Origin of the sequence: Pseudomonas sp. BS3767, assembly GCF_900099665.1 — a bacterium.
Lineage (GTDB): Bacteria > Pseudomonadota > Gammaproteobacteria > Pseudomonadales > Pseudomonadaceae > Aquipseudomonas > Aquipseudomonas cerasi.
Genome location: NZ_FNCX01000009.1, coordinates 55,091 through 80,112 on the forward strand (window position 1 = coordinate 55,091; position 25,022 = coordinate 80,112).

Consider the following 25,022-nt stretch of genomic DNA (forward strand, 5'->3'; position numbering starts at 1 on the left):
TGCTGACCCGACTCAGATACCCTGCTCTACAAAAGGAGCGGCCAGTGCCAGCGCTGAATCCAGCGCACCGGCATCGACACCACCGCCTTGAGCCATATCAGGACGGCCACCACCTTTACCACCTACGGCGGCAGCTGCCTGCTTCATCAAATCACCGGCTTTGAGTTGGCCAGTCAGGTCCTTGGTCACGCCTGCGACCAAGACAACCTTGTCCTCATGAACACTGCCGAGCAGGATCACTGCGCGGCCGAGCTTGTTCTTCAACTGATCGACAAGCGCCAACAGCGCCTTGCCGTCCTGACCATCCAGGCGCGTGGCCAGAACCTTGACCCCTTTGACATCCAGCGCAGCTGATGACAGGTCGTCACCGGTGGCACTGGCTGCCTTGGCTTGCAGTTGTTCCAGTTGTTTTTCCAGCAGACGGTTGCGTTCAATCACCGCCGTCAGCTTGTCCAGCAGGTTGTCGCGATTGCCTTTGACCAGCGTCGCGGCTTCCTTGAGTTGATCTTCGGCCGAATTCAGCCAGGCCAGGGCCGCAGCGCCGGTGACTGCCTCGATACGGCGCACGCCTGCTGCGACACCGCCTTCACTAACGATCTTGAACAGCGCGATGTCACCGGTGCGGCTGGCGTGAATGCCACCACACAGCTCGACGGAAAACTCGCCGCCCATGCTCAGTACGCGAACGCTGTCGCCGTACTTCTCGCCGAACAGCGCCATGGCGCCCTTCTTCTTCGCCGTGTCGATATCGGTTTCTTCGGTCATGACCTCGGTGTTCTTGCGAATCTCGGCGTTGACGATATCTTCCAGCGCGCGCAGTTGCTCGGCCTTGATCGCTTCGAAGTGGCTGAAGTCGAAGCGCAGACGCTGACTGTCGACCAGCGAGCCTTTCTGCTGAACGTGCTCACCCAGCACCTGACGCAATGCGGCATGCAGCAAGTGAGTGGCCGAATGGTTCAATTTGGTTGCATCGCGAACTTCATCGGCCACTTGTGTTTCAACCTGCGCGCCAACGCTCAGGCTGCCGGACGCCACAACGCCGTGGTGCAGGAAGGCGCCGCCGGTCTTGGTGGTATCACTGACGTCAAAGCGCGCGTCACCGGCCTGCAGGAAACCACTGTCACCGATCTGACCGCCCGACTCGGCGTAGAACGGAGTGACGTCGAGAATCACCACGCCCTCTTCACCTTCATTCAGGTGAGAAACCGACTGGCCTTCCTTATAGAGGGCCACGACGCTGGCGCTGCCAGTGGTCGCCGAGTAACCGGTGAACTGGGTGGCCACATCGACCTTGACCAGGCTGTTGTAATCCATGCCGAACGAACTGGCCGAACGGGCGCGCACGCGCTGGGCGTCCATTTCACGCTCGAAGCCTGCTTCGTCCAGGGTCAGATTACGCTCACGGGCGATGTCGCCTGTCAGGTCCATCGGGAAGCCATAGGTGTCGTACAGCTTGAACACCACTTCGCCCGGAACCACGGTGCCTTTGAGGTCGGCCAGATCCTGTTCGAGAATTTTCAGACCTTGCTCGAGGGTCTTGGCGAACTGCTCTTCTTCGCCTTTGAGTACGCGTTCGATGTGCGACTGCTGCTGCACCAGCTCAGGGAACGCAGACCCCATCTCGGCAACCAGCGCGGCAACGATCTGGTAGAAGAAGCTGCCCTTGGCACCCAGCTTGTTGCCGTGACGGCAGGCGCGACGAATGATGCGGCGCAGCACATAACCGCGACCTTCATTGGACGGCAGCACGCCGTCGGCGATCAGGAAGCCGCACGAGCGAATGTGGTCAGCCACGACCTTCAGCGAAGCCTGGTTGTCATTGCTGCAACCAATGGCCTTGGCAGACGCAGCCAGCAGGCTCTGGAACAGATCGATTTCGTAGTTGGAGTGCACGTGCTGCAGAACCGCACTGACACGCTCCAGGCCCATGCCGGTATCGACCGAAGGCGCTGGCAGCGGGTGCAGCACACCATCTGCAGTCCGGTTGAACTGCATGAATACGTTGTTCCAGATTTCGATGTAACGGTCGCCGTCTTCTTCTGGCGAGCCTGGCGGGCCACCCCAGATTTCCGGGCCGTGGTCGAAGAAAATCTCGCTGCAAGGACCGCACGGGCCGGTATCGCCCATGGTCCAGAAGTTATCGGAGGCGTACGGTGCGCCTTTGTTGTCGCCAATGCGAACCATGCGCTCGGCTGGCACGCCGATCTCCTTGGTCCAGATGTCATAGGCTTCATCGTCAGTGGCGTACACCGTGACCCAGAGTTTTTCCTTGGGCAGGTTGAGCCATTTTTCGGAGGTCAGGAACGTCCAGGCGTAGGTGATGGCATCACGCTTGAAATAGTCACCGAAGCTGAAGTTGCCCAGCATCTCGAAAAAAGTATGGTGACGGGCGGTATAGCCGACGTTTTCCAGGTCGTTGTGCTTGCCACCGGCACGCACGCATTTCTGACTGGTAACGGCGCGGGTGTAGGCGCGCTTTTCCTGGCCCAGGAAGCAATCCTTGAACTGGTTCATGCCTGCGTTGGTGAACAGCAGGGTTGGGTCGTTGCCCGGAATCAAGGAGCTTGAAGCGACACGAGTGTGGCCTTGCTCTTCGAAGAAGCCAAGGAAGGCTTCACGGATTTCTGCGCTTTTCATAGGTTCTTCCACGGAGACTGCGGCCAGAGGCAAGTGCAAAACGTCAAATGACGTAGCGACGGCAAAGGGCCGCATTATATAGGCGTTGCGCCCTCGGTACAGTGTGTTTGTGCGATAGAAACAAGTAACTGGATTATCGGCATGTCATGAGTGTTCAAAGGCTGCGAATGCGGCGATGACCTGTTCGATCTGAGCGCGCGACACGTTCATGTGGGTCACCATACGCAGCCGCGGTGCGGCCGTGAGTACGATGCCCCGCTCGGCGCAGAACGCCTTGAGCGATGCCGCGCGCTCGCCGATCGGCACATAGACCATATTGGTCTGTACCGGCTCGACAGCGTAGCCGAGCCCGCTCAGGCCTTCAGCCAGAAACGCCGCGTTGGCATGGTCATCCGCCAACCGCTCGACCTGATGATCCAGCGCGTAGAGCCCTGCCGCAGCCAGCCCTCCAGCCTGACGCATGCCACCGCCCAGCATCTTGCGCAAGCGGCGGGCCTTGGCGATCAACGGGTGCGAACCGCAGAGCACCGAGCCGATCGGCGCGCCCAGCCCCTTGGAGAGGCAGACCGAAACAGAATCGAAGTGCCGGGTAATCTCGCGAACATCGACACCCAGCCTGACCGAAGCGTTGTACAGCCGTGCGCCGTCAAGGTGGAGAGCGAGCCCCTTTTCCAGGGTCAGGGTACGCGCGGCAGCCAGGTAGTCCAGGGGCAGCACCTTGCCCTGCATGGTGTTTTCCAGGGCCAGCAGGCGCGTACGAGCGAAGTGAAAGTCATCGGGCTTGATGGCGTCGAGCACCTGCTGCAGGTCCAGAGAACCGTCGGCCTGTACCTCCAGTGGCTGCGGCTGAATGGAGCCCAGCACTGCCGCACCGCCACCTTCGTACTTATAGGTGTGGGCCTGCTGGCCGACGATGTACTCATCGCCGCGTTCACAGTGCGCCATCAGCGCCAGCAGATTGCTCATGGTGCCCGACGGCACGAACAGCGCGGCGTCGAACCCGAGACGCCCGGCGAGCGTTGCTTCGAGCAGATTGACCGTAGGGTCCTCACCGTAGACGTCATCGCCAACGGGCGCACGTGCCATGGCATCGAGCATGCCGGCCGTAGGCAGAGTCACTGTGTCGCTGCGCAGATCGATGACAGTCACGAAAAAGCTCCCTGAAGTTGAAGATCGATAATGCATGCAACCTTTGGCTTGCAACAAGGCATTACTGAGGCCGCGGTACATGATAATCAAGCACCGCCGCTCTCGATACTCCGTGCCCTTATAAGAAAAAGGTAGGTGTACCGTACGAAAGTGTCCATGCATGATCCAGCGAACTATGATAAAAATCTCGCGCCGGCCACGTAAAGTGACGGCAACGTTCTCAGGGCGGGGTGCAATTCCCCACCGGCGGTAATGACGCGCAATGCGTCTAGCCCGCGAGCGCTTGGGGATCGCGGCTTTGGCTGCTATCTGCAAGGTCAGCAGACCCGGTGTGATTCCGGGGCCGACGGTCATAGTCCGGATGAAGAGAGAGCGGGATTGGTGTCAGCAAGAACGTCTGTAAAACCTATCCATGAACGACATCGTTCAGGAGGCTTTCCTACGCAGCTTGAATCCCTTTCGATCCAAATGCCCTGTTTTTTCCATAAACAGGAGTCAGAACACGTGCAACCAACTGCAATCGACAGCAAAAGCAAAAGCCACGCAAACGAGCGTGTCGCGTTCATCCAGGCCTGCTGGCACAAGGATATCGTCGACCAGAGCCGTAAAGGGTTTATCGCCGAGATGGCCAATCAGGGCTATGCCGAAAGCGATATCGACATCTTTGAAGTGGGCGGCGCCTTTGAAATCCCGCTGCATGCAAAACTGCTGGCCAATACCGGCCGCTACGCTGGCATCGTCGGCGCCGCACTGGTAGTGGACGGAGGCATCTATCGTCACGAATTCGTCGCGCAGTCAGTGGTCAGCGCATTGATGCAGGTCCAACTGGAAACCGAAGTACCGGTGTTCTCCGTGGTCCTGACACCGCATCACTTCCATGCAGGCGAAGAGCATCAGAAGTTCTTCTTCGATCACTTCGTGCACAAGGGCGAAGAAGCGGCCAAGACCTGCGCTGACACCCTGAACAAGGTACGCAGTCTGCGCCGTCTGGATGCACAGCAGAAAGCGGCCTGCTAAGACGAAGCATCGGTAGGTGTTCTCCCGGACACCTATCGTTCCTCACGCTTCAGCGTGGGAATGCCGTTCTGGACGCTCTGCGTCCGGTCTTGAAAGTGCCTGGCGATCAGCCGAGGCTATCCGCATCAGTGGGTACGATCAGAATCCCCGCCCGCAGGCCGTTTTTGACCCTGGGGTTGGGGAAGATGATCCTCGCGCCCTCCTCTTCCACTAACCAGCGTGAACCACCCGCGTCTTCGGCCAGCACGTAGCCTTTTTCCAGCGGCGAGAAGTTCTCGACGTCATCGGCCAGGTTGAACGTGAACGCATCGGTACGCTTGATCACTTCCCGCGCCACGCTGAACAGCTGCAACCCTTCAAGATCGTCATCCCGCTCGGGCTCGGTGCCCTCGATGAGCTGCTCGAGACACAAGCGCAGTGGCCCAAGATTGACCTCTTGGTTCTGCCCGAACGGCCGCGCCTTGCCCAGTTCCAGAGTGAAGGCCTCGGCACCCAACTGATCGTAGGTGTAGGCGCTGAACACAATGGACGGCTTGTTTTGCAGCAACACCGCACTCATACCCGCAGCCCGCAGCCGGGCCAGTTCAAGCCGCGAATGATTACGTCCTTCCTTCCACGGGTACAGCGCGAATTGCTCGATCGTCGAGCCACGAATGGCCGTGTGCAGGTCGTAATGCAGGCGGTAGCGGTCCGGCAGGCTGAAGAAAGTGGCTGCCAGTCGCTCCAGCTCGCAAGCGCGCAAGGCCTCGGCGCCACCACTCTGCTCGTGCCGGCCATTGAACAGCCGATTGACATCCTGCTCGACAAAACGCGTCCCGCGTCGCATGGCGTCGGGATTGCCGAACAGGAACAGAATACGTGCGCGCGGTTTCAGGTCGCCGCGCGCGATGCTGCGGATCAGTTCATCCAGCAGCTCGATGGGTGCCGTCTCGTTGCCATGGATACCGGCAGACAGCAGCAGATCGGTGCCATTGTCACGAACTTCTGGCGGGCGGACTTCCAGCGCGCCCTCGCCCATCCAGCGCATGCGCACGCCTTCGACGGTCAGTTGAGTCTTCTCCGCTGGCTCACGTCCAGCCAGGGTCAGTTCAAGCAGTTTGCCGAGGGCGAGCATGGCGCGCTTCCTTAGTGGTTGCAGTCAGGGCCGTGAACGTGACCGTCTTCCTCGACACCCATGTCGGCTGGCTCCATTTCCAGTTGCAGGCTGACCAGGTTGGTCGCCAGCGGACGCAGCAGCAGGTTGGCGTATTCGGCGTCGTCTTCTTCGACGTCAACGCCGATCAGCAACTGGCCACGGCCATCCTGCTGAATCCACAATTCCTTGCCCTGCCAGATGACGGCAACGCGGGTGCAGGACGTTTCCAGCTGGGTGCCATCAGTGTCTTCAAGGATCAGTTGCAGGGCGTCGCTCATGTAGGAATGCTCTCTATAAATGAAATAGTGCGCAGGACAATTGCCCGACGCGCAGGGTGCTTCAATTCAGTTGAAACGGATAAACCGCGCCCAGTTTAAGGATTTGCGTCAGTTCATCCAATGCCGTGCGACATTCGTTGAGCAATCGGGGGTCGGCCAGATCGCTTTCACTCATGCGGTCCCGGTAGTGCCTGTCGACCCACTGCGTCAACGTTTCGTATAACGGCGCGGTCATGATCACCCCCGGATTCACCGCCGCCAGCTCGGTGTCATTGAGTGCCACACGCAAGCGCAGACAGGCCGGACCTCCGCCGTTCTGCATGCTTTGCTTGAGGTCGAACACCTTGACCTCGGCAACCGGGCTGTCATCGGCAATCAGCCGTTGCAGGTAAGCCCAGACGCTCGCATTAGCCTGGCATTCCTGCGGCACGATCAGCAGCATCGAGCCATCGGCCCGCGACAACAGCTGGCTATTGAACAGATAGGAGCGCACGGCATCCTGAACCGAGACCTCGGCACGCGGTACGCAAATAGCCCGCAACTGCCCGCCGACACGACTGAGTTTGTCGCGCAGCTCATCGAGCATCGGCTCGGTATTGAGGAATGCGTCCTGGTGATAGAACAAGACCTCACCGTTGCCGACCGCAATCACATCGTTATGGAACACACCCTGATCAATGACCGCCGGGTTCTGCTGACTATAGACCACGCCGGCCTCGCTCAGACCGTGCAGCCGCGCAACGGCGCGTGACGCCTCCAGGGTCTGACGGGCCGGGTACTTCTGCGGCGCCGGGTAGCGCGTGTCGAACGCACTGCGACCGAACACGAAAAACTCGACCCCAGCCTCGCCGTAATCACGACAGAAACGGGTGTGGTTGGCAGCGCCCTCATCACCGAACTGCGCGACAGCCGGTAACGCAGGGTGATGAGCGAAATGCTTTGCATCGGCGAACATGGCGCCCAGCACGCGAGTGGTGGTCGGATGCTCGATGCTGCGGTGGTATTTGCAGTTGAGGTTGGCCGCCGTGAAATGCACGCGCCGATCGGCAGTGTCGGCACTGGGGCTGACCGTGGCCGCGTTGGCCACCCACATGCTGGATGCCGAGCAACTGGCGACCAGCAGCGGCATGTCCTGACGGGCCGCCTTTTCAATCACCTGCTCATCGCTGCCGGTGAAGCCCAGACGGCGCAGGCCGGACACATCAGGACGTTCCTGCGGTGCCAGCACGCCCTGGGTAAAACCCAGGTCCATCAGCGCCTTCATTTTTGCCAGGCCTTGCAGCGCCGCCTCACGCGGGTTAGCGCTTTGCTGGCTGTTACTCTGGGAGGCAACGTTACCGTAGGACAACCCGCCGTAGTTGTGGGTTGGCCCGACCAGACCGTCAAAATTCACTTCACAGGACTTCATCGGCAAGGCTCCGTGGATCTGTTTTTATAAGCAATCGTGCGCACTGTCAGCTCAGCCTGATACCGGGGGTCAGTGTCGCAGGCAGCGTCAGGCTGCCCGCCTCCAGCGAAGCCACCGGATAGGCGCAATAATCGGCCGCGTAATAGGCGCTGGCGCGGTGGTTGCCCGAGGCACCGACCCCGCCGAACGGAGCGCTGCTGGCGGCTCCGGTCAACGGCTTGTTCCAGTTGACGATCCCGGCACGGCTGTGCAGCCAGAACTGCTGATAACGCGCTTCGGAGTCCGAGAGCAAACCTGCGGCCAGGCCATAACGGGTGGCGTTGGCTTCGGCGATGGCGGCGTCAAAACCGGAGTAGCGAATGACCTGCAGCAGCGGGCCGAACAGCTCTTCGTCGGGTCGATCCGGCACCGCGCTGACATCGATAATGCCCGGTGTCAGCAGCGCGGCGCCGGGCTGCGGCTGGCGCATTTCCAACAGGGTCAGCGCGCCGTTGGCGAGCAGCTTGCGCTGCGCGTCGAGCAAGGCACGTGCGGCCTCCAGCGAAATCACCGAGCCCATGAACGGCGCAGGCTGTTGATCGAACGCCCCGGCTTCGATAGTCGCGCTGACGCCAACCAGTCGTGCCAGCAAGGCATCCCCCCAGTCGCCTTCGGGCACCAGCAAACGACGCGCACAGGTGCAGCGCTGGCCGGCGGAAATAAAGGCCGACTGAATGATGGTGTACACCGCTGCATCGATGTCCTGAACCTGATCGACGATCAACGGATTGTTACCGCCCATTTCCAGCGCAAGAATCTTGTCCGGCCGACCGGCGAACTGCTGGTGCAGCGCATTGCCGGTCCGGCTCGACCCGGTGAAGAACAGGCCGTCGATGCCCGGATTGGCCGCCAGCGCGATACCGGTTTCGCGACCGCCCTGCAGCAGGTTCAGGACACCGGCAGGCAGCCCGGCTTCGATCCAGCAGTTGACGGTCAGCTCAGCGACCTTCGGTGTCAGCTCGCTGGGTTTGAACAGCACCACGTTGCCCGCCAGCAAGGCCGGGACGATATGGCCGTTGGGCAGATGCCCCGGAAAGTTGTACGGGCCGAACACAGCGACCACGCCATGCGGCTTGTGGCGCAGTACCGCAGTGGCGTCGCCCAGTGGCCCGCTCTTTTCACCGGTTCGTTCGCGATAGCTCTGCACCGAGATGGCGATCTTGTTGACCATGCTGGTCACTTCGGTCGCCGACTCCCACAACGGTTTGCCGGTTTCTTCACCGATGCAGTGCGCCAGCGCGTCGGCATGATGCTTGAGACGTGCAGCGAAGGCTTCCAGTACCGCGATGCGCTGATCCAGAGACAGCAGCGCCCAGCCGGGAAATGCCTGACGCGCCGCCTGCACCGCTTGCTCGACCTGCGCGGAGCTCGCGCCACGTCCGGACCACAGCACCTGCTGAGTCACGGGGCTCAGCGACTTGACCAGCTCACCCTGCCCTTCCTGCCAGGCACCTGCGATGTAAAGGCTATTCATCAAACGCCCTCCCGCGCCGCAGACAAGGGCACCGCGCGTACGTTGTCGCCGGCACTCATGCGCAGCCGCCTGGCGGTTTGCGGAGCGACGACCAGCGTGCCAGCGGCAAAACGCGCAGCGCCTACGGTCACGCGGCAGTCTTCACGCTTGCGGTTGTAGATCAGGAACTGTGGAGCATCGTCACCGGGCGTGCCGATGGCCAGCACCAGCGCCTGGCTGTCCTTGATTGCGCGAATCTTGCCGGTCTCGCACTCGATGGCCGGGCCGGCATCGAAGATGTCGACATAACCCTGATACGAAAAGCCCTCGCTCTTGAGCATGGTCAGCGCAGGCTCGGTGTCGGCGTGCACCCGACCGATCACGTTGCGTGCGTCTTCGGAAAGAAAGCAGCTGTACAACGGAAACTTGGGCATCAGTTCGGCGATGAATGCCTTGTTGCCCACGCCGGTCAGGTAATCGGCCTGGCTGAATTCCATCTTGAAGAAGTGCCGCCCCAGGCTTTCCCAGAACGGCGAACGGCCCTGCTCATCGGACATGCCGCGCATTTCGGCAATGATCTTGTTGCCGAACAGCCTGGGGAATTCGGCGATGAACAGCATGCGCGCCTTGGACAGCAGGCGGCCGTTGAGGCCGGTGCGCGAATCGCTGTGCAGGAACAGTGAGCACAGCTCGGAATTGCCGGTCAGGTCGTTGGCCAGGAACAGGGTCGGAATTTCCCGGTAGATGTTCAGCTCCTGTGAAGCACTGACGGTCAGACCAACCCGGTAGTTGTACCAGGGCTCGCGCAGACCGACCGCTCCGGCGATGGCGGAAATGCCCACCACCCGGCCGTCATCATCTTCCAGCACGAACAGGTAATCGGCGTCGCCGCGCTCGGCTTCGCCGCGAAAGGTCTTTTCGGCCCAGCCTACCCGGTGCGCCAGACGCTGCTCATTGGCGGGCAGGGTCGTCAGACCGGCGCCGGTGCTGCGCGCCAGCTCGATCAACGCGGGCAGGTCGCTGCTGCGTACAGGACGAACGATCATGTTATCTCCTCAGCGGCTCATCAAGAGCCTTGAAACTCGCTAATCAGCTATCGAACGTCCGGTTCAGACCGCGACGATCCGCACACTGGCACCTTCACCAACACCCAGGGCATCGGCAGCCTGGAGGCTCAGCACCACCGGCCTGCCGGGCGCCCAGTCCAGCTCCAGGAGCACCGCGCGGTAGTCCTGCAACAGGCCATTGGCGATCAGATACAGACGCCCGCCCTTGCCGACATCGCTGGTTTGCCCGGGCTCGACCTTGACCGGAACCAGACGGCTCTGGGCAATCGAACGGATCCCGGATACCCGCGCGTGCAGCGTCGGTCCACCGTCGAAAATGTCGATGTAGTGATCGGTTTCAAAGCCTTCGCGCATCAGGATGTCGAAGGTGATCTGCGCACGCGGATGCACCTGACCCATGGCCTCCTGCGCCGCGTCAGGCAGCAATGGCACGTAGATCGGGTAATGCGGCATCAGCTCGGCGAGGAAGGTCCGGCTTTTCAGCCCGCAGAGGCGTTCGGCAGCGGCGTAATTGATATCGAAGAAGTTGCGCCCGATGGCATCCCAGAATGGTGAGTCGCCCTGCTCATCGCTGTAACCGACGATCTCGGTCACCACCGAATCGGCAAAGCGCTCGGGGTGACTGGCGACAAACAGCAAACGGCCGCGCGAATTGAGCTCCGACCATGCCGTGCCGACCAGCTCCGGGACCACGTAGAAACTGGTCAGCAGACTGTTGCCGGTCAGGTCATGACACTGCGACAGCACATGAATCTTGTTATGGATCTTCAGCTCACGGGAAGCATGCACGAAGGTTTCGTTGCGGAAACTGTAGAACGGCTCGGAGTAGCCCGCCGAGGCCACGATGCCCGAGCAGCCCACCAGCTTGCCGCTTTCGCTGTCTTCGAGCACGAAGAAATAGGTTTCTTCGCCGTTGAAGCTGACCTCGGCGGCAAACGACGCCTCCGACGAGCCAATCTTGTCGGTCAGGCGGCCAGCATCGTCGGGCAAGGACGTGACACCGATAGGGCTGTCGGCAGCGAGGCGTTGAACCTCGGCCAGGTCAGCCATTTGCGCAGGGCGCATTACCAGCATGGTGCCACTCCTTGTAGATCGACCAGCCTTTACGACCGGCGCTAGTAAGAGCACCACGCGGCGTCAGGCCACATGGCGCAGGAAACAGGTTCGGCGCCCGCCATCAGGCGGGCACCGCAAGGTTGCAATCGAGTCAGGATGTCAGTTTGGCGATGGCGCGTTCGAAGCGGTTCAGGCCCTCTTCGATGTCTGCGTCTTCAATCACCAGGCTCGGCGCGAAACGAATCACGTCAGGGCCGGCCTGCAGAATCATCAGGTCCTGGGCCTCGGCCGCATTGAAGATGTCCTTGGCCTTGCCTTTCCAGGCATCGGATAACACGCAACCGATCAGCAAGCCCAGACCGCGCACTTCGCTGAACACGCCATACTGCTGGCCGATGCTTTCCAGACGGGTCTTGAACTGTTGATGCTTGCGCTGCACGCCAGCCAGCACTTCAGGCGTATTGACGACATCAATGACCGCTTCACCGACCGCGCAAGCCAGCGGGTTACCGCCATAGGTGGTGCCATGGACGCCGACCGCAAAGTGCTTGGCGAGCTTTTCAGTGGTGAGCATGGCCGCCAGCGGGAAACCGCCGCCGATGCTCTTGGCGCTGGAAAGGATGTCCGGGGTCACGCCGTAATGCATGTAGGCGAACAGATGACCGCTGCGGCCCATGCCGCTCTGCACTTCATCAAACACCAGCAGCGCGTTGTGCTCGTCACACAGCTTGCGCGCACCTTGCAGGTACTCAAGCTGACCCGGCAGCACACCGCCCTCGCCCTGGATCGGCTCCAGCACCACGGCACAGGTCTTGTCGGTAACGGCGGCCTTCAGTGCGTCGAGGTCGTTGTACGGCACATGGCTGATGCCGGTGATCTTCGGCCCGAAACCATCGGAGTACTTCGGCTGCCCACCCACGCTGACAGTGAACAGGGTACGGCCATGAAAACTGTTCAGGGCCGCGATGATTTCGTACTTTTCCGGGCCGTACTGATCATGCGCCACACGACGCGCCAGCTTGAAAGCGGCTTCGTTGGCTTCAGCACCGGAGTTACAGAAGAACACGCGCTCGGCGAACGTCGCATCCACCAGTTTTTTCGCCAGACGCAGGGTCGGCTCGTTGGTGAAGACGTTGGACACATGCCAGAGGTTGTTGGCCTGCTCGGTCAAGGCACCGACCAGCGCCGGGTGGCAGTGGCCCAATACGTTGACGGCGATCCCGCCCGAGAAATCCACCAGTTCGCGCCCCGCCTGATCCCAGACCCGGGAGCCCGCACCGCGCACGGGGATGAACCCGGCCGGGGCGTAATTGGGGACCATTACCTGGTCGAAATCGGCGCGTTGCACCGCAGCATGCTCAACGGACATCGGAGTCTCCTGATGAGGAACGCCTGCCTGAAACTGGCGAGCGATGGAAAGATTGTAAGGACTGAATTGTGTTCGGCCTTGCCGCCAGGCGACAACTTGTTACAGCGCAAAACCGGGTTTTTTCAAGGTTTTCGGCAATGCGACAATTTGCGTCACAAAGGCGCAGTTTAAACGGATTGAGGCTGGCCTGTCTGGACCAGAGCTGTCGCGGCAGCACTTCTATCGCGACAAGGCAATCAACCGCGTTCGGCAGGCACAGGGGAAAGTTCGAACGGGCTGCTGCTGCGTCGCTGATTGCGGTCTTCACGCGGCGTGGCACCGAAGAAATTGCGGTAAGCGCTGGAGAAGTGCGGCCCCGAGGAAAAACCGCACGAAAGGCCGATCTGAATGATCGACTTGCTGGTCTGCATCAGCATCTGGCGCGCCTTGTTCAAGCGCAGCTCCAGATAATACTGACTGGGCACACGGTTAAGGTACTGCTTGAAGATCCGTTCCAATTGACGACGAGACACGCACACGTGCTGGGCGATTTCGTCGGTGGTCAACGGCTCTTCGATGTTGGCCTCCATCAACAGTACCGCTTGGGTCAGCTTGGGATGGCTGGAGCCCAGACGGTTCTGCAGCGGAATGCGCTGACGCTCGCCGCCTTCGCGAATGCGCTCGACCACCAGCTCCTCGGAAACCGCCCCGGCCAGTTCGGCCCCATGATCACGGGACAGCACCGCCAGCAGCAGGTCGAGCACCGACATGCCACCACAGGCAGTCAGGCGATCCCGGTCCCAATCGAACAAATGGCTGGTGGCGATGACCTTGGGGAAGCGCTCGGCGAAGTCGTCCTGCCAGCGCCAGTGCACAGCGGCCCGGTAGCCATCCAGCAGGCCCAGTTGCGCAAGCGGATAGACGCCCGCCGACAGCCCGCCAATCGAACAACCGGCACGCACCAGCTGCTTGAGCGCGCTGCCCAGCGCCGGAGCCACACCTGCCGGAGGCTCGTCAGCGAGTAAAAACAGCTTCTGAAAGCCTTCCAGCCGCCCCGCCCAAGGCTCACCCGGCAACTGCCACGCACCGGCAACCGCCGAAGGCTCTGGGGCCTCGGCCTGCAGGAACGACAGTTCATAGACCACTTCGGGATGAACGCGCTGCGCAACGCGCAAGGCTTCCTCGGCCAGTGCCAGGGTCAGGGCTTTGGTGCCAGGCCAGACGAGGAAACCTATTCGATGGGCAGTCATTGGGACATCCGATACGTATCGCCGCAAAAGCCGAGTCTGGAAAGATAGCTCGGTCTGGAACATCCAGGTCGTGTCGCGCGTCGCGCAGCATGCCCTGTTCTGGCATAAAAAGGCATCGTCATGCGCTGCCGATCGTCACTTCAGGCTGCCGGACAGGAATTGCTGCAAACGCTCGGTCTGCGGATTGGCCAGCACTTCGCGCGGATCGCCACGCTCCAGGACGACACCCTGATGCAGGAAAACCAGCTGGTTGGAGACCTCACGGGCAAAACCCATTTCGTGAGTCACCACCACCATGGTGCGGCCTTCCTGAGCCAGGCCTTGCATGACCTTGAGCACATCACCGACCAGCTCCGGGTCCAGCGCCGAGGTCGGCTCATCGAACAGCATCACCTCGGGCTCCATCGCCAGTGCGCGGGCAATCGCCACGCGCTGCTGCTCACCGCCGGACATGTGCCCAGGGTAAGCGTCCTTGCGATGGGACACGCCGACTTTGGCCAGATAGTGCTCGGCCTTCTCCAGCGCTTCCTTTTTTGACACGCCCAGCACATGGACCGGCGCTTCGATGATGTTCTGCAGTGCAGTCATGTGCGACCACAGATTGAAGTGCTGAAACACCATCGACAGACGCGAGCGCATGCGCTGCAACTGTTTGGCGTCGGCAGCCTTCAGGCCGCCGTCCTTGTTCGGCACCAGCTTCAACTCTTCGTTGTTGAGCAGGATCTTGCCGGCATGGGGCTGTTCGAGCAGGTTGATGCAGCGCAGAAAGGTGCTTTTGCCCGAGCCGCTGGAGCCAATGATGCTGATGACATCGCCGGCTTTTGCGGTCAGGGACACGCCCTTGATCACTTCGTGACTGCCATAGCGCTTGTGCAGATCCTGCACTTCCAGTTTGTTCATGCTTTGGGTTTCCACAGAACGGTCAATCACTGAGCAGACGTCCGTGACGCAGCGCCGTGCGCCCCGCCACCTTGGCCAGCCAGAAACCGGGTTGAGCGTAACGAAGCCGCTCGATGGCGAACAACACCCCGGCAGTATTCGCACAAATGGTACTGACCTGATCGGACAGTGGGTCGATCACTTCGAACAGCGGATCGCCCACCTCGACCCTGTCGCCTGCAGCGCGCAGGTACGTCACCACGCCTGGGTGCGGCGCATAGAGCAATTCGGTGCCTTCGAACGGCAAGCCCTCGCAGGCTTCGTGCGTCGGCTGCGGCCAGTCGCCGCTGATAAAACCCTGTTCGGCGAGGAACGCCAGAATACCCTCGGCGTGCGCGAGTGCCTGCGGCTTGCCGGTGTCGGCCTGACCGCCCAGCTCAAGAGTGGTCGCGAGGCAGGCCAGCGGGATCTGCGCCTGCGGGAAAATCCGCGAAAGACGCAGCCACGGCAGCGAGCAGGCCTCATCGAAGGAGCTGCCACCGGAATCTTCGGCAAGCAGCGCCACCTGGATATTCAGATGCGCCGACAGCGAACGCCATTGTGGCCAGTGCTGCGGCAAGGCGTACATGTGCAGCGCGGCATCGGCATCACAGTGCAGATCGAGCACCACATCAGCGACACAGGCATGACTGAGCAGGATGCGTTGCATGCCTTGCAGTTCGCTCTGCGGCGCAGGCAGAGCCTCGAGCGCAGCGCTCATTGCCTGACGAATCAGCCGGGTGTTGGCACGCGGGTCATCGCCCAACTGTCCTTCCAGCAACTCGGCGACCGGTTCGCTCAGCTCGGTGAAGTCACGGTTGAAGTTCTTGCCACTGCCGAACTCGAAACGGCCCTGATGCGCGCCTTGCAGCAACTGCCCCAGGCCCAGTGGATTGGCCACCGGCACCAGTTCGACGACACCTTTGAGAAGGCCTTGCTGCTCAAGTTCGGTCAGACGCTTTTTCAGCTCCCAGGCTGTGCGCATGCCGGGCAGTTCGTCGGCATGCAGGCTGGCCTGGATGTAGGCCTTGCGCTCACCGGTGCCGAAGCGAAAGACACTCAGCGTGCGTTCGGTGCCGAGGGTACTCCACGGCAATACATGATCGGTTCTTTGCATTTCAGACCTTCCGTGGGGCGAGGTAGCCCAGCCAGCGACGTTCGGCGATCTTGAACAGCCGCACCAGAATGAATGTCAGGCCCAGATAGAAAACGCCTGCGGTGATATAAGCCTCGAAAGGCAGGTAGAACTGCGCATTGACCGTACGCGCCGCGCCGGTGATGTCGATCAGGGTCACGATGGACGCCAGACTGGTAGTCTGCAGCATCATGATGACCTCGTTGCTGTACTGCGGCAGCGCCCGGCGCAAGGCCGAGGGCAGCAGAATGCGCCGGTACATCTTGGCTTTCGACATGCCCATGGCCCGCGCGGCCTCGATTTCACCGGCCGGTGTGGCCTTGAGGCTGCCGGCGATGATCTCCGCCGTGTAGGCGCTGGTGTTGATGGTGAACGCCAGGCAGGCACAAAAGGTAGCGCTGGACAGCCAGGGCCACAAAAAGCTTTCGCGCACCGCATCGAACTGGGCCAGCCCGTAGTAGATCAGGAACAGTTGCACCAGCATCGGCGTGCCGCGAATCACGTAGGTGTACAGCCAGGCAGGCATGTTCACCCAGGGGTTTTTCGAGACCCGCATCAGGCCCAGCGGCAATGCCGCGAGCAGCCCGAACGCGAGCGAAATCGCCAATAGCTTGAGGGTGGTCAGCAGGCCGCCGAAGTACAGCGGCAGGCTGTCCCAGATCACGTTGTAGTCAAAGATCATAGGTCAGCCGCCCTCACGCCTACCGAGTAGCGTTTTTCGAGGTAACGCAAGGCGAGCAGCGACACACTGGTGATCACCAGGTACATCGCCGCAACCGCCAGAAAGAAGGTGAAAGGCTCGCGGGTGGCATCGGCCGCCTGCTTGGCCTTGAACATCATGTCCTGCAGACCGACCACGGAAATCAGCGCGGTGGCCTTGGTCAGCACCAGCCAGTTGTTGGTGAAGCCGGGAATCGCCAGACGAATCATCTGCGGCACCAGAATGCGGAAGAACACCTTGCCACTGCTCAGGCCATACGCCATGCCTGCCTCGGCCTGCCCTTTGGGGATGGCCATGAATGCGCCGCGAAAGGTTTCCGAGAGATACGCGCCGAAGATGAAGCCCAGCGTGCAGATGCCGGCCATCAACGGATCAAGGTCGATGTAGTCGTCAAACCCCAGCAAGGGGGCAACGCGGTTGAGCAGGTCCTGGCCGCCGTAGAAGATCAGCAGAATCAGGACCAGATCGGGAATGCCACGAATCACCGTGCTGTACAGATCGCCCAGCCAGGCAATCCAGCGTACCGGAGACAGCCTCAGCGCCACGCCGATCAGACCGAGAACGATCGCCAGAGCCATCGACGACAGGGCCAGCTGCAACGTCAGCCAGGCACCTTCGAGGATGACAGCTCCGTAACCTTTCAACATGATGTGCGGTCCTCAAGCATGGAATAAAAATGGCGCAATCCAGGCAATTCTGTTTGCGCCATTGGTCAGGGTAAGGACGACGACTTATTTGCCGTAGATGTCGAAATCGAAATACTTGTCCTGGATGGCCTTGTACTTGCCGTTGGCACGAATCGCGGCGATGGCGGCGTTGAGACGGTCAAGGTTGGCCTTGTCGCCCTTGCGCACGGCAATGCCGATGCCGTCACCGAAGTATTTCGGATCGACGAACGACGGGCCTACGAACGCATAGCCTTTGCCAGCGTCGGTTTTCAGGAAGCCATCCTGCAACAGCGTGGCGTCGGCGACAGTACCGTCGAGGCGGCCTGCACCGATGTCCAGGTAGATTTCGTTCTGCGAACCGTACGGCGTCACTTCGACACCTTTGGGAGCGAGCACTTCGCGGGCGAACCGCTCGTGGATCGAGCCACGCTGCACGCCGATCTTCTTGCCCTTGAGTTCTGCCAGGCTGTCGCTGACCGTAGTGCCGTCCTTCATGACCAGACGCGCCGGGGAATTGTAATACTTGCCGGTGAAGTCCACGGACTTCTTGCGGTCGTCAGTGATGGACATCGACGACAGGATCGCATCGATCTTGCGCACTTTCAGCGCCGGGATAAGGCCGTCGAACTCCTGCTCGACCCAGGTGCACTTGACCTTCATTTCTTCACACAGCGCATTGCCGATGTCGTAGTCAAAGCCGACGATGCTGCCGTCCGGGGCCTTGGACGCGAACGGAGGGTAAGCCGCTTCGATACCGATTTTCAGTGGTTTTTCATCAGCAAAGATCGGCTGGGCGAGCACGGACAACGCCATCGCGCCAATAAGCATGAGCTTTTTCATTTCCAGGGACTCCATCGGTAAAGCACGACAAGTGGCAAAGTGAGCAAGCGCCCAATGTGCGAGAGGACAACCTCGGGGAAAAGCGACGCCGGGTACGTGACACCGCGCAGGCGGCTCACAGCCCTTCGGCGAATGAGGGGCATTTTAACGACAGGCTCGAAGTCGATATTTCTTCAATGCGACAACTAGTTACAGAAGCGCATGAAAACCCACTACACGGTATTGACGGGGCCTGTATCTGCTGATCCAGCAACACAGACTCAACCTGTCATAACAGCAAAAAGCGCGCCCATTATTGGCAAACCCTTTTAATCCGGCAAGCCCAGCGTGTCACATGGCGGTTTAAAAGCCCTGCGGTGTCGCACCTTCCTACACAGAAATCTCGGACGTGTCCTACAACGAAGCAGCGTTCGACAACACCGTGTAGACCGGTAACAACCCGATATATATCCCGTTTTCCAAGTCAGACACTTGAAACAAAAGCGCCCCGTTCGGCTCTCACCGAACGGGGCGCTTCAGTCACAGGATCGCTCAGGCAGCATTCATGGTCTTGTGCGTGTCGATCAGATGCTGCACCACGCCCGGGTCAGCCAGGGTGGAGATGTCACCCAGCGCATCGTACTCGGCAGTCGCAATCTTGCGCAGGATACGGCGCATGATTTTGCCCGAACGGGTCTTCGGCAGGCCGGGCGCCCACTGAATGAAGTCAGGCGAGGCAATCGGGCCGATCTCCTTGCGCACCCAGTTGCGCAATTCGGTACGCAACGCGTCGCTTGGTTCTTCACCGCCGTTGAGGGTGACGTAGACGTAGATGCCCTGCCCCTTCAGGTCATGCGGCACACCGACCACGGCCGCCTCGGCGACTTTCGGGTGCGCAACCATCGCGCTTTCGATTTCCGCGGTACCCATGCGGTGCCCGGAAACGTTGAGCACGTCGTCCACACGCCCGGTGATCCAGAAATAACCGTCCTCGTCACGACGGGCACCGTCACCGGTGAAGTACATGCCGCGGAAGGTCTTGAAGTACGTATCGACGAAACGGTCGTGATCGCCGTACAGCGAGCGCGACTGGCCCGGCCACGAATCGAGGATTACCAGATTACCCTCGGCAGCACCCTCGATGAGGTTGCCCAGGTTGTCCACCAGCGCCGGGATCACGCCAAAGAACGGACGTGTCGCCGAGCCCGGCTTCAGGGCGGTCGCGCCTGGCAACGGGCTGATCAGGATGCCGCCGGTTTCGGTCTGCCACCAGGTATCGACAATCGGGCAGTTCTGCTTGCCGACCGTGTTGTAGTACCAGGCCCAGGCTTCCGGGTTGATCGGCTCGCCCACCGAACCCAGCAGGCGCAGGCTGGAACCGTCGGCGCCTTCAACGGACTTGGTGCCTTCAGCCATCATGGCGCGGATCGCGGTCGGCGCGGTGTAGAGAATATTGACCTTGTGCTTGTCGATGATTTTCGACACACGGGTGATGTCCGGATAGTTCGGCACGCCTTCGAACAGCAACGTGGTCGCACCATTGGCCAGAGGGCCGTAGACAATATAACTGTGCCCGGTCACCCAGCCGACGTCAGCGGTGCACCAGTAGATTTCGCCAGGCTTGTAGTCGAACACGCGCTCGTGGGTCAGCGCCGCATACAGCAGATAACCTGCGGTGGTGTGCAACACGCCCTTGGGTTTGCCGGTCGAGCCCGAGGTGTAGAGAATGAACAGCGACTCTTCGGCGCCCATCTCTTTCGGCGCGCAGGTGCTGGACGCCACTTCCAGAAGCGAGTGGTACCAGATATCACGGTGACGGTTCCATTCGATCTCGCCCCCGGTGCGCTTGCAGACGATAACCTTCTGCACGCTGCTGGTTTCCGGGTTGGTCAGGGCGCGGTCGACGTTGGCCTTGAGCGCAGTCTTCTTGCCGCCACGCAGACCTTCGTCGGCGGTGATAACCACTTTGGAACTGCAATCGATGATCCGGCCAGCCAGCGCTTCGGGCGAGAAACCGCCGAACACCACCGAGTGAATCGCACCGATCCGGGCGCACGCCAGCATGGCGACCACAGCCTCGGGGATCATCGGCATGTAGATCGTCACGACGTCGCCACGGTGCACGTCCTGGCCACGCAGCGCGTTGGCGAACTTGCACACTTCGGCGTGCAGTTCGCGGTAGGTGATTTCCCGGTGCTCGGAAGGGTCGTCGCCCTCCCAGATGATGGCGATGCTGTCGCCGCGTTCTTCCAGATGGCGATCCAGACAGTTATAGGCGACGTTCAGCGTGCCATCGGCGAACCATTTGATATCGACACGGTGATCATCGAACGAGGTCTGCTTGACCACGGTGAAAGGTTTGATCCAGTCGAGGCGCTGAGCCTGTTCACGCCAGAAACCATCAGGGTTGACCACCGACTGCTGGTACATGGCCTTGTAGGTCGCTTCATCCGTCAGCGTAGTCGCTGCGACTTCTGGGCGGACGGGGTACAGGGAAGCTGCACTCATCTTGGTTACCTCGGTGGATAGTTGTTGTTTTATGCCCCTGTTGTATCCCGCCCCACCCGCAGGGGCCATTCGACGTTGGTCTTACCGGCGGGACCGGGGCCATGACGACAAGCCGCACGCGTGAAGCAGTACGTCAGATTATTACCATTTTGATAAAAGCGCTTATCCAAAGTCTTTATATATGCGCTGTTGCAACAGGCATAGAATTCGATCCGCCAACAAGGCAAACATCAACTGCCCCCACGCAGTGTTGTTCCAACTCGAAAAACGCATCAGACCGCCTGAGCCCATGACGTCAAAAACGTGATGCGACGGCGCTCACTTTCAAAAAGGTAAACGACAATGAAAGCTTTATTAATGGCCCTGGCCCTGTGCGGCATCAGCAGTTTCGCCATGGCCGAAGAATCGCAGACCAAAGTGGCGGCGCAACAGGCGCGTGTCGAGCAATATACCTACGGCACGCATCTGGATATCGCCCGGGTTATCTCCATCAGCCAGATCCCCAATGTCTGCGAAGTGGTCCCGGCACGCATGGTGTATGAGGACTCGCAAGGCGCACGCCACATTATGAGCTATCAGGTGATGGGCAACGGCTGCAGCAACGGTTGAGGCTTTTCGCTGTCACAGCCTGTGCACGACGCCTCGCCGCTCTATAAGGTGCGAGGCGCATGCACGACGTTAAGTTGCAGAGTCATCAATCAGCGAGTTATTTATCGACTGAATGCGGATCTGATTCGCGCCCCACTTCATAGTCGCGCAACTTGTTGGCAATCGTTGTATGAGACACCCCCAGGCGTTTGCCTAATTGGCGACTGCTGGGATATTGCGCATACAGTTGTTCCAGCACCGACTTTTCAAAGCGCCCGATAATTGCGCCCAGCCCGCCCTCCAGCGACACCTCACTCAATCCCTGTCGCACGCCGTAATCCGGCAAACGAATGTGTTCGGCCTGCACCTTGCCGCCGTCACACAGCGATACGGCCTGAAACAATACGTTTTCCAGTTGCCGCACATTGCCGGGCCAGTGGTACTGACTCAGACGCTTGATGGCCGCAGGTGATATGCCGGGCAGCGAACAGCCGATCTGCCGGCTGGCCTGATCGAGAAAATGCTCCACCAGAGGCTCAAGACCGTCCAGACAGTCGCGCAGTGGCGGTATATGCAGCGACAGCACGTTAAGGCGATGATAAAGGTCCTGCCTGAACATGCCTTTGGCGCACAGCTCCGACAGATCGACCTGGGTCGAACACATCACCCGTACATCGAGAAACATGTCCTCGTCACTGCCGACCCGGCGAAAGCTTCCGTCCTGAATGAAGCGCAGCAGCTTGGCCTGCATGCGCGCGCTCAGCTCACCCACGCCATCAAGAAACAGCGTGCCGCCCGCAGTCAGTTCCAACAGCCCCAGCCGCCCTTCCGCACGCGCGCCTTCGAACGCGCCGGGGTCATAGCCGAACAGCTCGATCTCGGCCATGGACTCCGACAACCCGGCGCAGTTGAGCGCCATCAGCGGTGACTGGCCGCGTGGGCTGGCCAGGTGACAGGCGCGGGCCAGCAATTCCTTGCCGGTACCGGTTTCCCCTTCGATCAGCAGCGGCGCATCCAGGGGCGCCATGCGCCGCGCCTCGCGAACCACAGCAGCCATGACCTTCGAGCTTTGAAAAATGCTGTCGAAGCCACGCAGCTCTTGCTTGCGCACATGGTAAATGCGCTCACCGACCCGATCAGCGCGGTGCAGCGTCAGCACGGCCCCGGCCATCGCCTCGCTGTCGTCATGTTCCGATTGCAGAGGCGCGATGTCGGCAAGAAACACGTCGCCGCATACCTTGACCCGCAGGCCATTGATCCGCGACTGGCTGGCGCGCACCAGCTCAGGCAGGTCGAAATCTTCGGCGTAACGCGACAAGGGCATGCCCGGCACTTCATCGACCCGCACACCCAGCAACTGCGCGGCGGCACGATTGGCCGCAACGATGGCCCCGCCCATGTCGATGGACAACACCGGGAATTCCAGCGCGCCGAGCAAGGCATTGAGCTCCATGTGCCGGCGTTCGCTGGGCATCAGCCCGACACGCTTGATGCCGAACACCCCGGTGATCGCCTCGAACTTCGGGCGCAGGGCCTGAAACTGAAGGTTGATCAGGTTCGGGCAATGCAGATAGATCGCATCACCGTGCTCGCCCCCCACTTCACCGCGCGCCACGTTGACGCCGTAAGCCACCAGCAGATCGAGAATGTCGCGAAGAATGCCGATGCGGTTCTGGCAGTGCACCTTGATGCGCATGAGTCATCGCCCCTGTGAGGGTAGTTTTTTGTGAGGCAGCAAAATTAATGTCAACAATACGTTACGCATTCACACTTCGCGAGCGACAGAATGGCTGATTTCAGGCCCCGCCTATCGTAAGCGTAAAATTTTCGTTACGAACCAGTGATCAAATCCTCGCGCCACCCCGCTCACAGCCGCTGACGTACCTTCGAAACCGGGTTATTCCTGACCACAGGCTTTGACAAGAACACTTTAAAAACAGCAGCCTTTCGAGGACATCAGCATGGCCCAGACGCTTTACGTGGCACGCGAGCCGGACGCTTCGGGTTTCATCGATTACACGGCGGACGAACATGCGGTTTGGAACACCCTGATCACCCGGCAGATGAGCATCATCGAAGGGCGTGCCTGTCAGGAGTATCTGGACGGCATCGAACAACTGGGCCTGCCGCTCGACCGCATCCCGCAGCTAGGCGAAATCAACAAGGTTCTGGGCGCGACCACTGGCTGGCAGGTCGAGCGAGTGCCCGCGCTGATCCCCTTCCAGACGTTCTTTGAGCTGCTGGCCAGCAAGCGTTTTCCGGTGGCGACGTTCATTCGTACCGCAGAAGAACTGGACTACCTGCAGGAACCGGACATCTTTCATGAAATATTTGGCCACTGCCCGCTGCTGACCAATCCATGGTTTGCCGAATTCACCCACACCTACGGCAAACTCGGCCTGAGCGCGAGCAAGGAACAACGCGTGTACCTGGCCCGGCTGTACTGGATGACCATCGAGTTCGGCCTGGTCGACACACCACAAGGACGGAAAATCTACGGCGGCGGTATTCTTTCTTCGCCAAAAGAGGCGGTTTACAGCTTGTCGTCAGCCCCCGAACACCAGCCTTTCGATCCGCTTGAAGCGATGCGCACACCGTATCGCATCGACATTCTGCAACCGCTGTACTTTGTCCTGCCGGATTTGAAGCGTCTGTTCGATCTGGCGCAGCAAGACATCATGGCGCTGGTCGGGCAAGGCATGCAGTTGGGCTTGCACGCTCCCAAATTTCCACCTAAAACCAAAAGCCACGCCGCCTGACCCTCGGCCCGCTATCCGAAAAGGACCCTCTGCTTATGACCACCTTGAATCAAGCTCACTGTGAAGCCTGCCGTGCCGACGCGCCGCAGGTCAGCGAAGCCGAATTGCCGGAACTGCTCAAGCAGATCCCGGACTGGAACATCGAGGTCCGCGACGCGGTGATGCAGCTGGAAAAAGTGTTTCTGTTCAAGAATTTCAAATGGGCGCTGGCGTTCACCAACGCGGTGGGCGAAATTGCCGAAGCGGAAGGCCATCACCCGGGCCTGTTGACCGAGTGGGGCAAAGTGACCGTGACCTGGTGGAGCCACTCGATCAAGGGCCTGCACCGCAACGATTTCATCATGGCCGCGCGCACTGACGAAGTGGCCAAGGATGCAGAAGGCCGAAAATAAAATGTTCAACGGGCCGCGGCCCCTGCTCACGCGGTCCGGCCCAATGAAATCAAGCTCGTCAGCGCCTCGCGAGATAAAAAGCCGGACAGTAAAAAAGCCATTTTGTTTCACGATCAGGGCAATCGGGGTAAAAAAATATCCTGATTGTCATTTTCGGTGGGTTATCCTGCGCAGGCTTTTTAAAGCACGGTTCTATCTGCAACCCCTTGCGAGGAGCGACGACGATGCATGAAATCCCTAACTTCCCACCAGGCCAACAGGAACCACAACAGTCGACTCTGGCTCAGCAAGAGCTTGGTCAACCTGTCGCAATGAAAGCAGCACCCTCGGCTCAAGACAGCCAGAAAGCCGGACGCAAAGACTGAAGGCGATTGTTTTCAGGCGTATCGAAAAACGGTTTTGCCGGTTTTCAATACGCCTGGAAAACCAGCAACAGGCAAACAGCAGATTCTTATGAGCGACTTCACTGAAACGCAAACCAGCGCCCTGATTGGCACCGCCGAGAAAATGATCGAGATCTGGTCACGCCTCAGCCCGGAAAAACAGAGCGCCCTGCTCGCCCGCTTCGGTACTCAGGAAAACGCCCTGGCCGCCCTCGTGACCACACACCTTGTGGCACCCAGGCACGAATAACCTTCCATTCACGTTTATTTCAATCTGTTGCACCTGCATCACCC

22 protein-coding genes and 1 riboswitch are annotated in these 25,022 nt (G+C 60.2%); of the genes, 5 read left to right on the top strand and 17 right to left on the bottom strand.

Annotated elements, in window-relative coordinates; genetic code table 11:
• Window positions 1-12 precede the first annotated feature (12 nt).
• Together alaS and ltaE are read right to left on the bottom strand one after the other, a co-directional pair.
• Window positions 13-2,637, bottom strand: a complete 2,625-nt coding sequence (gene alaS / locus BLR16_RS22370; protein WP_074808886.1) for an alanine--tRNA ligase — start codon at window positions 2,635-2,637, stop codon at window positions 13-15.
• A 144-nt stretch (window positions 2,638-2,781) separates the two neighbouring features.
• The gene (ltaE, locus tag BLR16_RS22375; protein ID WP_060708062.1) at window positions 2,782-3,786 is read right to left on the bottom strand and encodes a low-specificity L-threonine aldolase; all 1,005 of its coding nucleotides are present in this window, start codon (window positions 3,784-3,786) and stop codon (window positions 2,782-2,784) included.
• Window positions 3,787-3,998: 212 nt separating this feature from the next.
• Window positions 3,999-4,164: riboswitch (FMN riboswitch) on the top strand.
• Window positions 4,165-4,290: 126 nt separating this feature from the next.
• Between ltaE and BLR16_RS22380 the strand changes: the two genes are divergently transcribed.
• A complete protein-coding gene (locus tag BLR16_RS22380; protein WP_003369893.1) occupies window positions 4,291-4,803 on the top strand; it encodes a 6,7-dimethyl-8-ribityllumazine synthase in 513 nt (170 codons plus the stop codon).
• Window positions 4,804-4,909: 106 nt separating this feature from the next.
• Here the strand turns inward: BLR16_RS22380 and astE are convergent, their stop codons facing one another.
• The 14 genes from astE to acs all read right to left on the bottom strand — a co-directional run bounded on the left by astE (window position 4,910) and on the right by acs (window position 20,606).
• Window positions 4,910-5,917, bottom strand: coding sequence for a succinylglutamate desuccinylase (astE, locus tag BLR16_RS22385; RefSeq protein WP_058397094.1), 1,008 nt, complete (start codon window positions 5,915-5,917; stop codon window positions 4,910-4,912).
• A gap of 11 nt (window positions 5,918-5,928) precedes the next feature.
• Window positions 5,929-6,216, bottom strand: a complete 288-nt coding sequence (locus tag BLR16_RS22390; protein WP_003314741.1) for a hypothetical protein — start codon at window positions 6,214-6,216, stop codon at window positions 5,929-5,931.
• Window positions 6,217-6,277: 61 nt separating this feature from the next.
• Window positions 6,278-7,624 carry an N-succinylarginine dihydrolase gene (gene astB, locus BLR16_RS22395; protein WP_003434576.1) on the bottom strand — a complete coding sequence of 449 codons (1,347 nt, stop codon included), beginning with the start codon at window positions 7,622-7,624 and terminating at the stop codon, window positions 6,278-6,280.
• A 46-nt stretch (window positions 7,625-7,670) separates the two neighbouring features.
• Entirely contained in the window at window positions 7,671-9,140 is a 1,470-nt protein-coding gene (gene astD, locus BLR16_RS22400) for a succinylglutamate-semialdehyde dehydrogenase (protein WP_161437937.1), read from the bottom strand.
• Window positions 9,137-10,162, bottom strand: a complete 1,026-nt coding sequence (gene astA / locus BLR16_RS22405) for an arginine N-succinyltransferase (RefSeq protein ID WP_044309931.1) — start codon at window positions 10,160-10,162, stop codon at window positions 9,137-9,139. The genes astD and astA overlap by 4 nt, the downstream gene beginning before the upstream one ends.
• Before the next feature lie 63 nt (window positions 10,163-10,225).
• Window positions 10,226-11,257 (bottom strand): arginine/ornithine succinyltransferase subunit alpha, encoded by a 1,032-nt coding sequence (gene aruF / locus BLR16_RS22410; protein ID WP_003369882.1) that lies wholly within the window; start codon window positions 11,255-11,257, stop codon window positions 10,226-10,228.
• A gap of 133 nt (window positions 11,258-11,390) precedes the next feature.
• Window positions 11,391-12,608: an aspartate aminotransferase family protein gene (locus BLR16_RS22415; protein ID WP_004416903.1), complete on the bottom strand. Its 1,218-nt coding sequence runs from the start codon at window positions 12,606-12,608 to the stop codon at window positions 11,391-11,393.
• Between the two features lie 236 nt (window positions 12,609-12,844).
• Window positions 12,845-13,837 carry a transcriptional regulator ArgR gene (gene argR, locus BLR16_RS22425; RefSeq protein ID WP_161437938.1) on the bottom strand — a complete coding sequence of 331 codons (993 nt, stop codon included), beginning with the start codon at window positions 13,835-13,837 and terminating at the stop codon, window positions 12,845-12,847.
• A gap of 135 nt (window positions 13,838-13,972) precedes the next feature.
• Entirely contained in the window at window positions 13,973-14,737 is a 765-nt protein-coding gene (locus BLR16_RS22430; RefSeq protein ID WP_003434561.1) for an ABC transporter ATP-binding protein, read from the bottom strand.
• A gap of 22 nt (window positions 14,738-14,759) precedes the next feature.
• Entirely contained in the window at window positions 14,760-15,872 is a 1,113-nt protein-coding gene (locus BLR16_RS22435; protein ID WP_003434558.1) for a succinylglutamate desuccinylase/aspartoacylase family protein, read from the bottom strand.
• 1 nt (window position 15,873) lies between these two features.
• Window positions 15,874-16,572, bottom strand: coding sequence for an ABC transporter permease (locus BLR16_RS22440; RefSeq protein ID WP_003314733.1), 699 nt, complete (start codon window positions 16,570-16,572; stop codon window positions 15,874-15,876).
• The gene (locus BLR16_RS22445; protein WP_003369874.1) at window positions 16,569-17,258 is read right to left on the bottom strand and encodes an ABC transporter permease; all 690 of its coding nucleotides are present in this window, start codon (window positions 17,256-17,258) and stop codon (window positions 16,569-16,571) included. The genes BLR16_RS22440 and BLR16_RS22445 overlap by 4 nt, the downstream gene beginning before the upstream one ends.
• A gap of 84 nt (window positions 17,259-17,342) precedes the next feature.
• Complete coding sequence (locus BLR16_RS22450; protein ID WP_003434548.1) at window positions 17,343-18,119, bottom strand: ABC transporter substrate-binding protein; 777 nt, start codon at window positions 18,117-18,119, stop codon at window positions 17,343-17,345.
• Between the two features lie 531 nt (window positions 18,120-18,650).
• Complete coding sequence (gene acs, locus BLR16_RS22455; protein WP_003434545.1) at window positions 18,651-20,606, bottom strand: acetate--CoA ligase; 1,956 nt, start codon at window positions 20,604-20,606, stop codon at window positions 18,651-18,653.
• A gap of 342 nt (window positions 20,607-20,948) precedes the next feature.
• Here acs and BLR16_RS22460 point away from each other — a divergent pair, with 342 nt between their 5' ends.
• Window positions 20,949-21,215 (top strand): DUF2790 domain-containing protein, encoded by a 267-nt coding sequence (locus BLR16_RS22460; RefSeq protein ID WP_032609668.1) that lies wholly within the window; start codon window positions 20,949-20,951, stop codon window positions 21,213-21,215.
• Between the two features lie 97 nt (window positions 21,216-21,312).
• Here the strand turns inward: BLR16_RS22460 and BLR16_RS22465 are convergent, their stop codons facing one another.
• On the bottom strand, window positions 21,313-22,890 hold the full coding sequence (locus BLR16_RS22465; protein ID WP_054080878.1) for a sigma-54-dependent transcriptional regulator: 1,578 nt from the start codon (window positions 22,888-22,890) through the stop codon (window positions 21,313-21,315).
• Between the two features lie 265 nt (window positions 22,891-23,155).
• On the opposite strand from BLR16_RS22465, the gene phhA reads away from it, so the two are divergent.
• The 3 genes from phhA (at window position 23,156) to BLR16_RS22480 (ending at window position 24,978) form a co-directional block, all read left to right on the top strand.
• Window positions 23,156-23,953, top strand: a complete 798-nt coding sequence (phhA, locus tag BLR16_RS22470; RefSeq protein ID WP_054080877.1) for a phenylalanine 4-monooxygenase — start codon at window positions 23,156-23,158, stop codon at window positions 23,951-23,953.
• A 35-nt stretch (window positions 23,954-23,988) separates the two neighbouring features.
• On the top strand, window positions 23,989-24,345 hold the full coding sequence (locus BLR16_RS22475; RefSeq protein WP_003369864.1) for a 4a-hydroxytetrahydrobiopterin dehydratase: 357 nt from the start codon (window positions 23,989-23,991) through the stop codon (window positions 24,343-24,345).
• Window positions 24,346-24,798: 453 nt separating this feature from the next.
• Window positions 24,799-24,978: a hypothetical protein gene (locus BLR16_RS22480; RefSeq protein ID WP_092194487.1), complete on the top strand. Its 180-nt coding sequence runs from the start codon at window positions 24,799-24,801 to the stop codon at window positions 24,976-24,978.
• The last annotated feature ends 44 nt before the right edge of the window (window positions 24,979-25,022 follow it).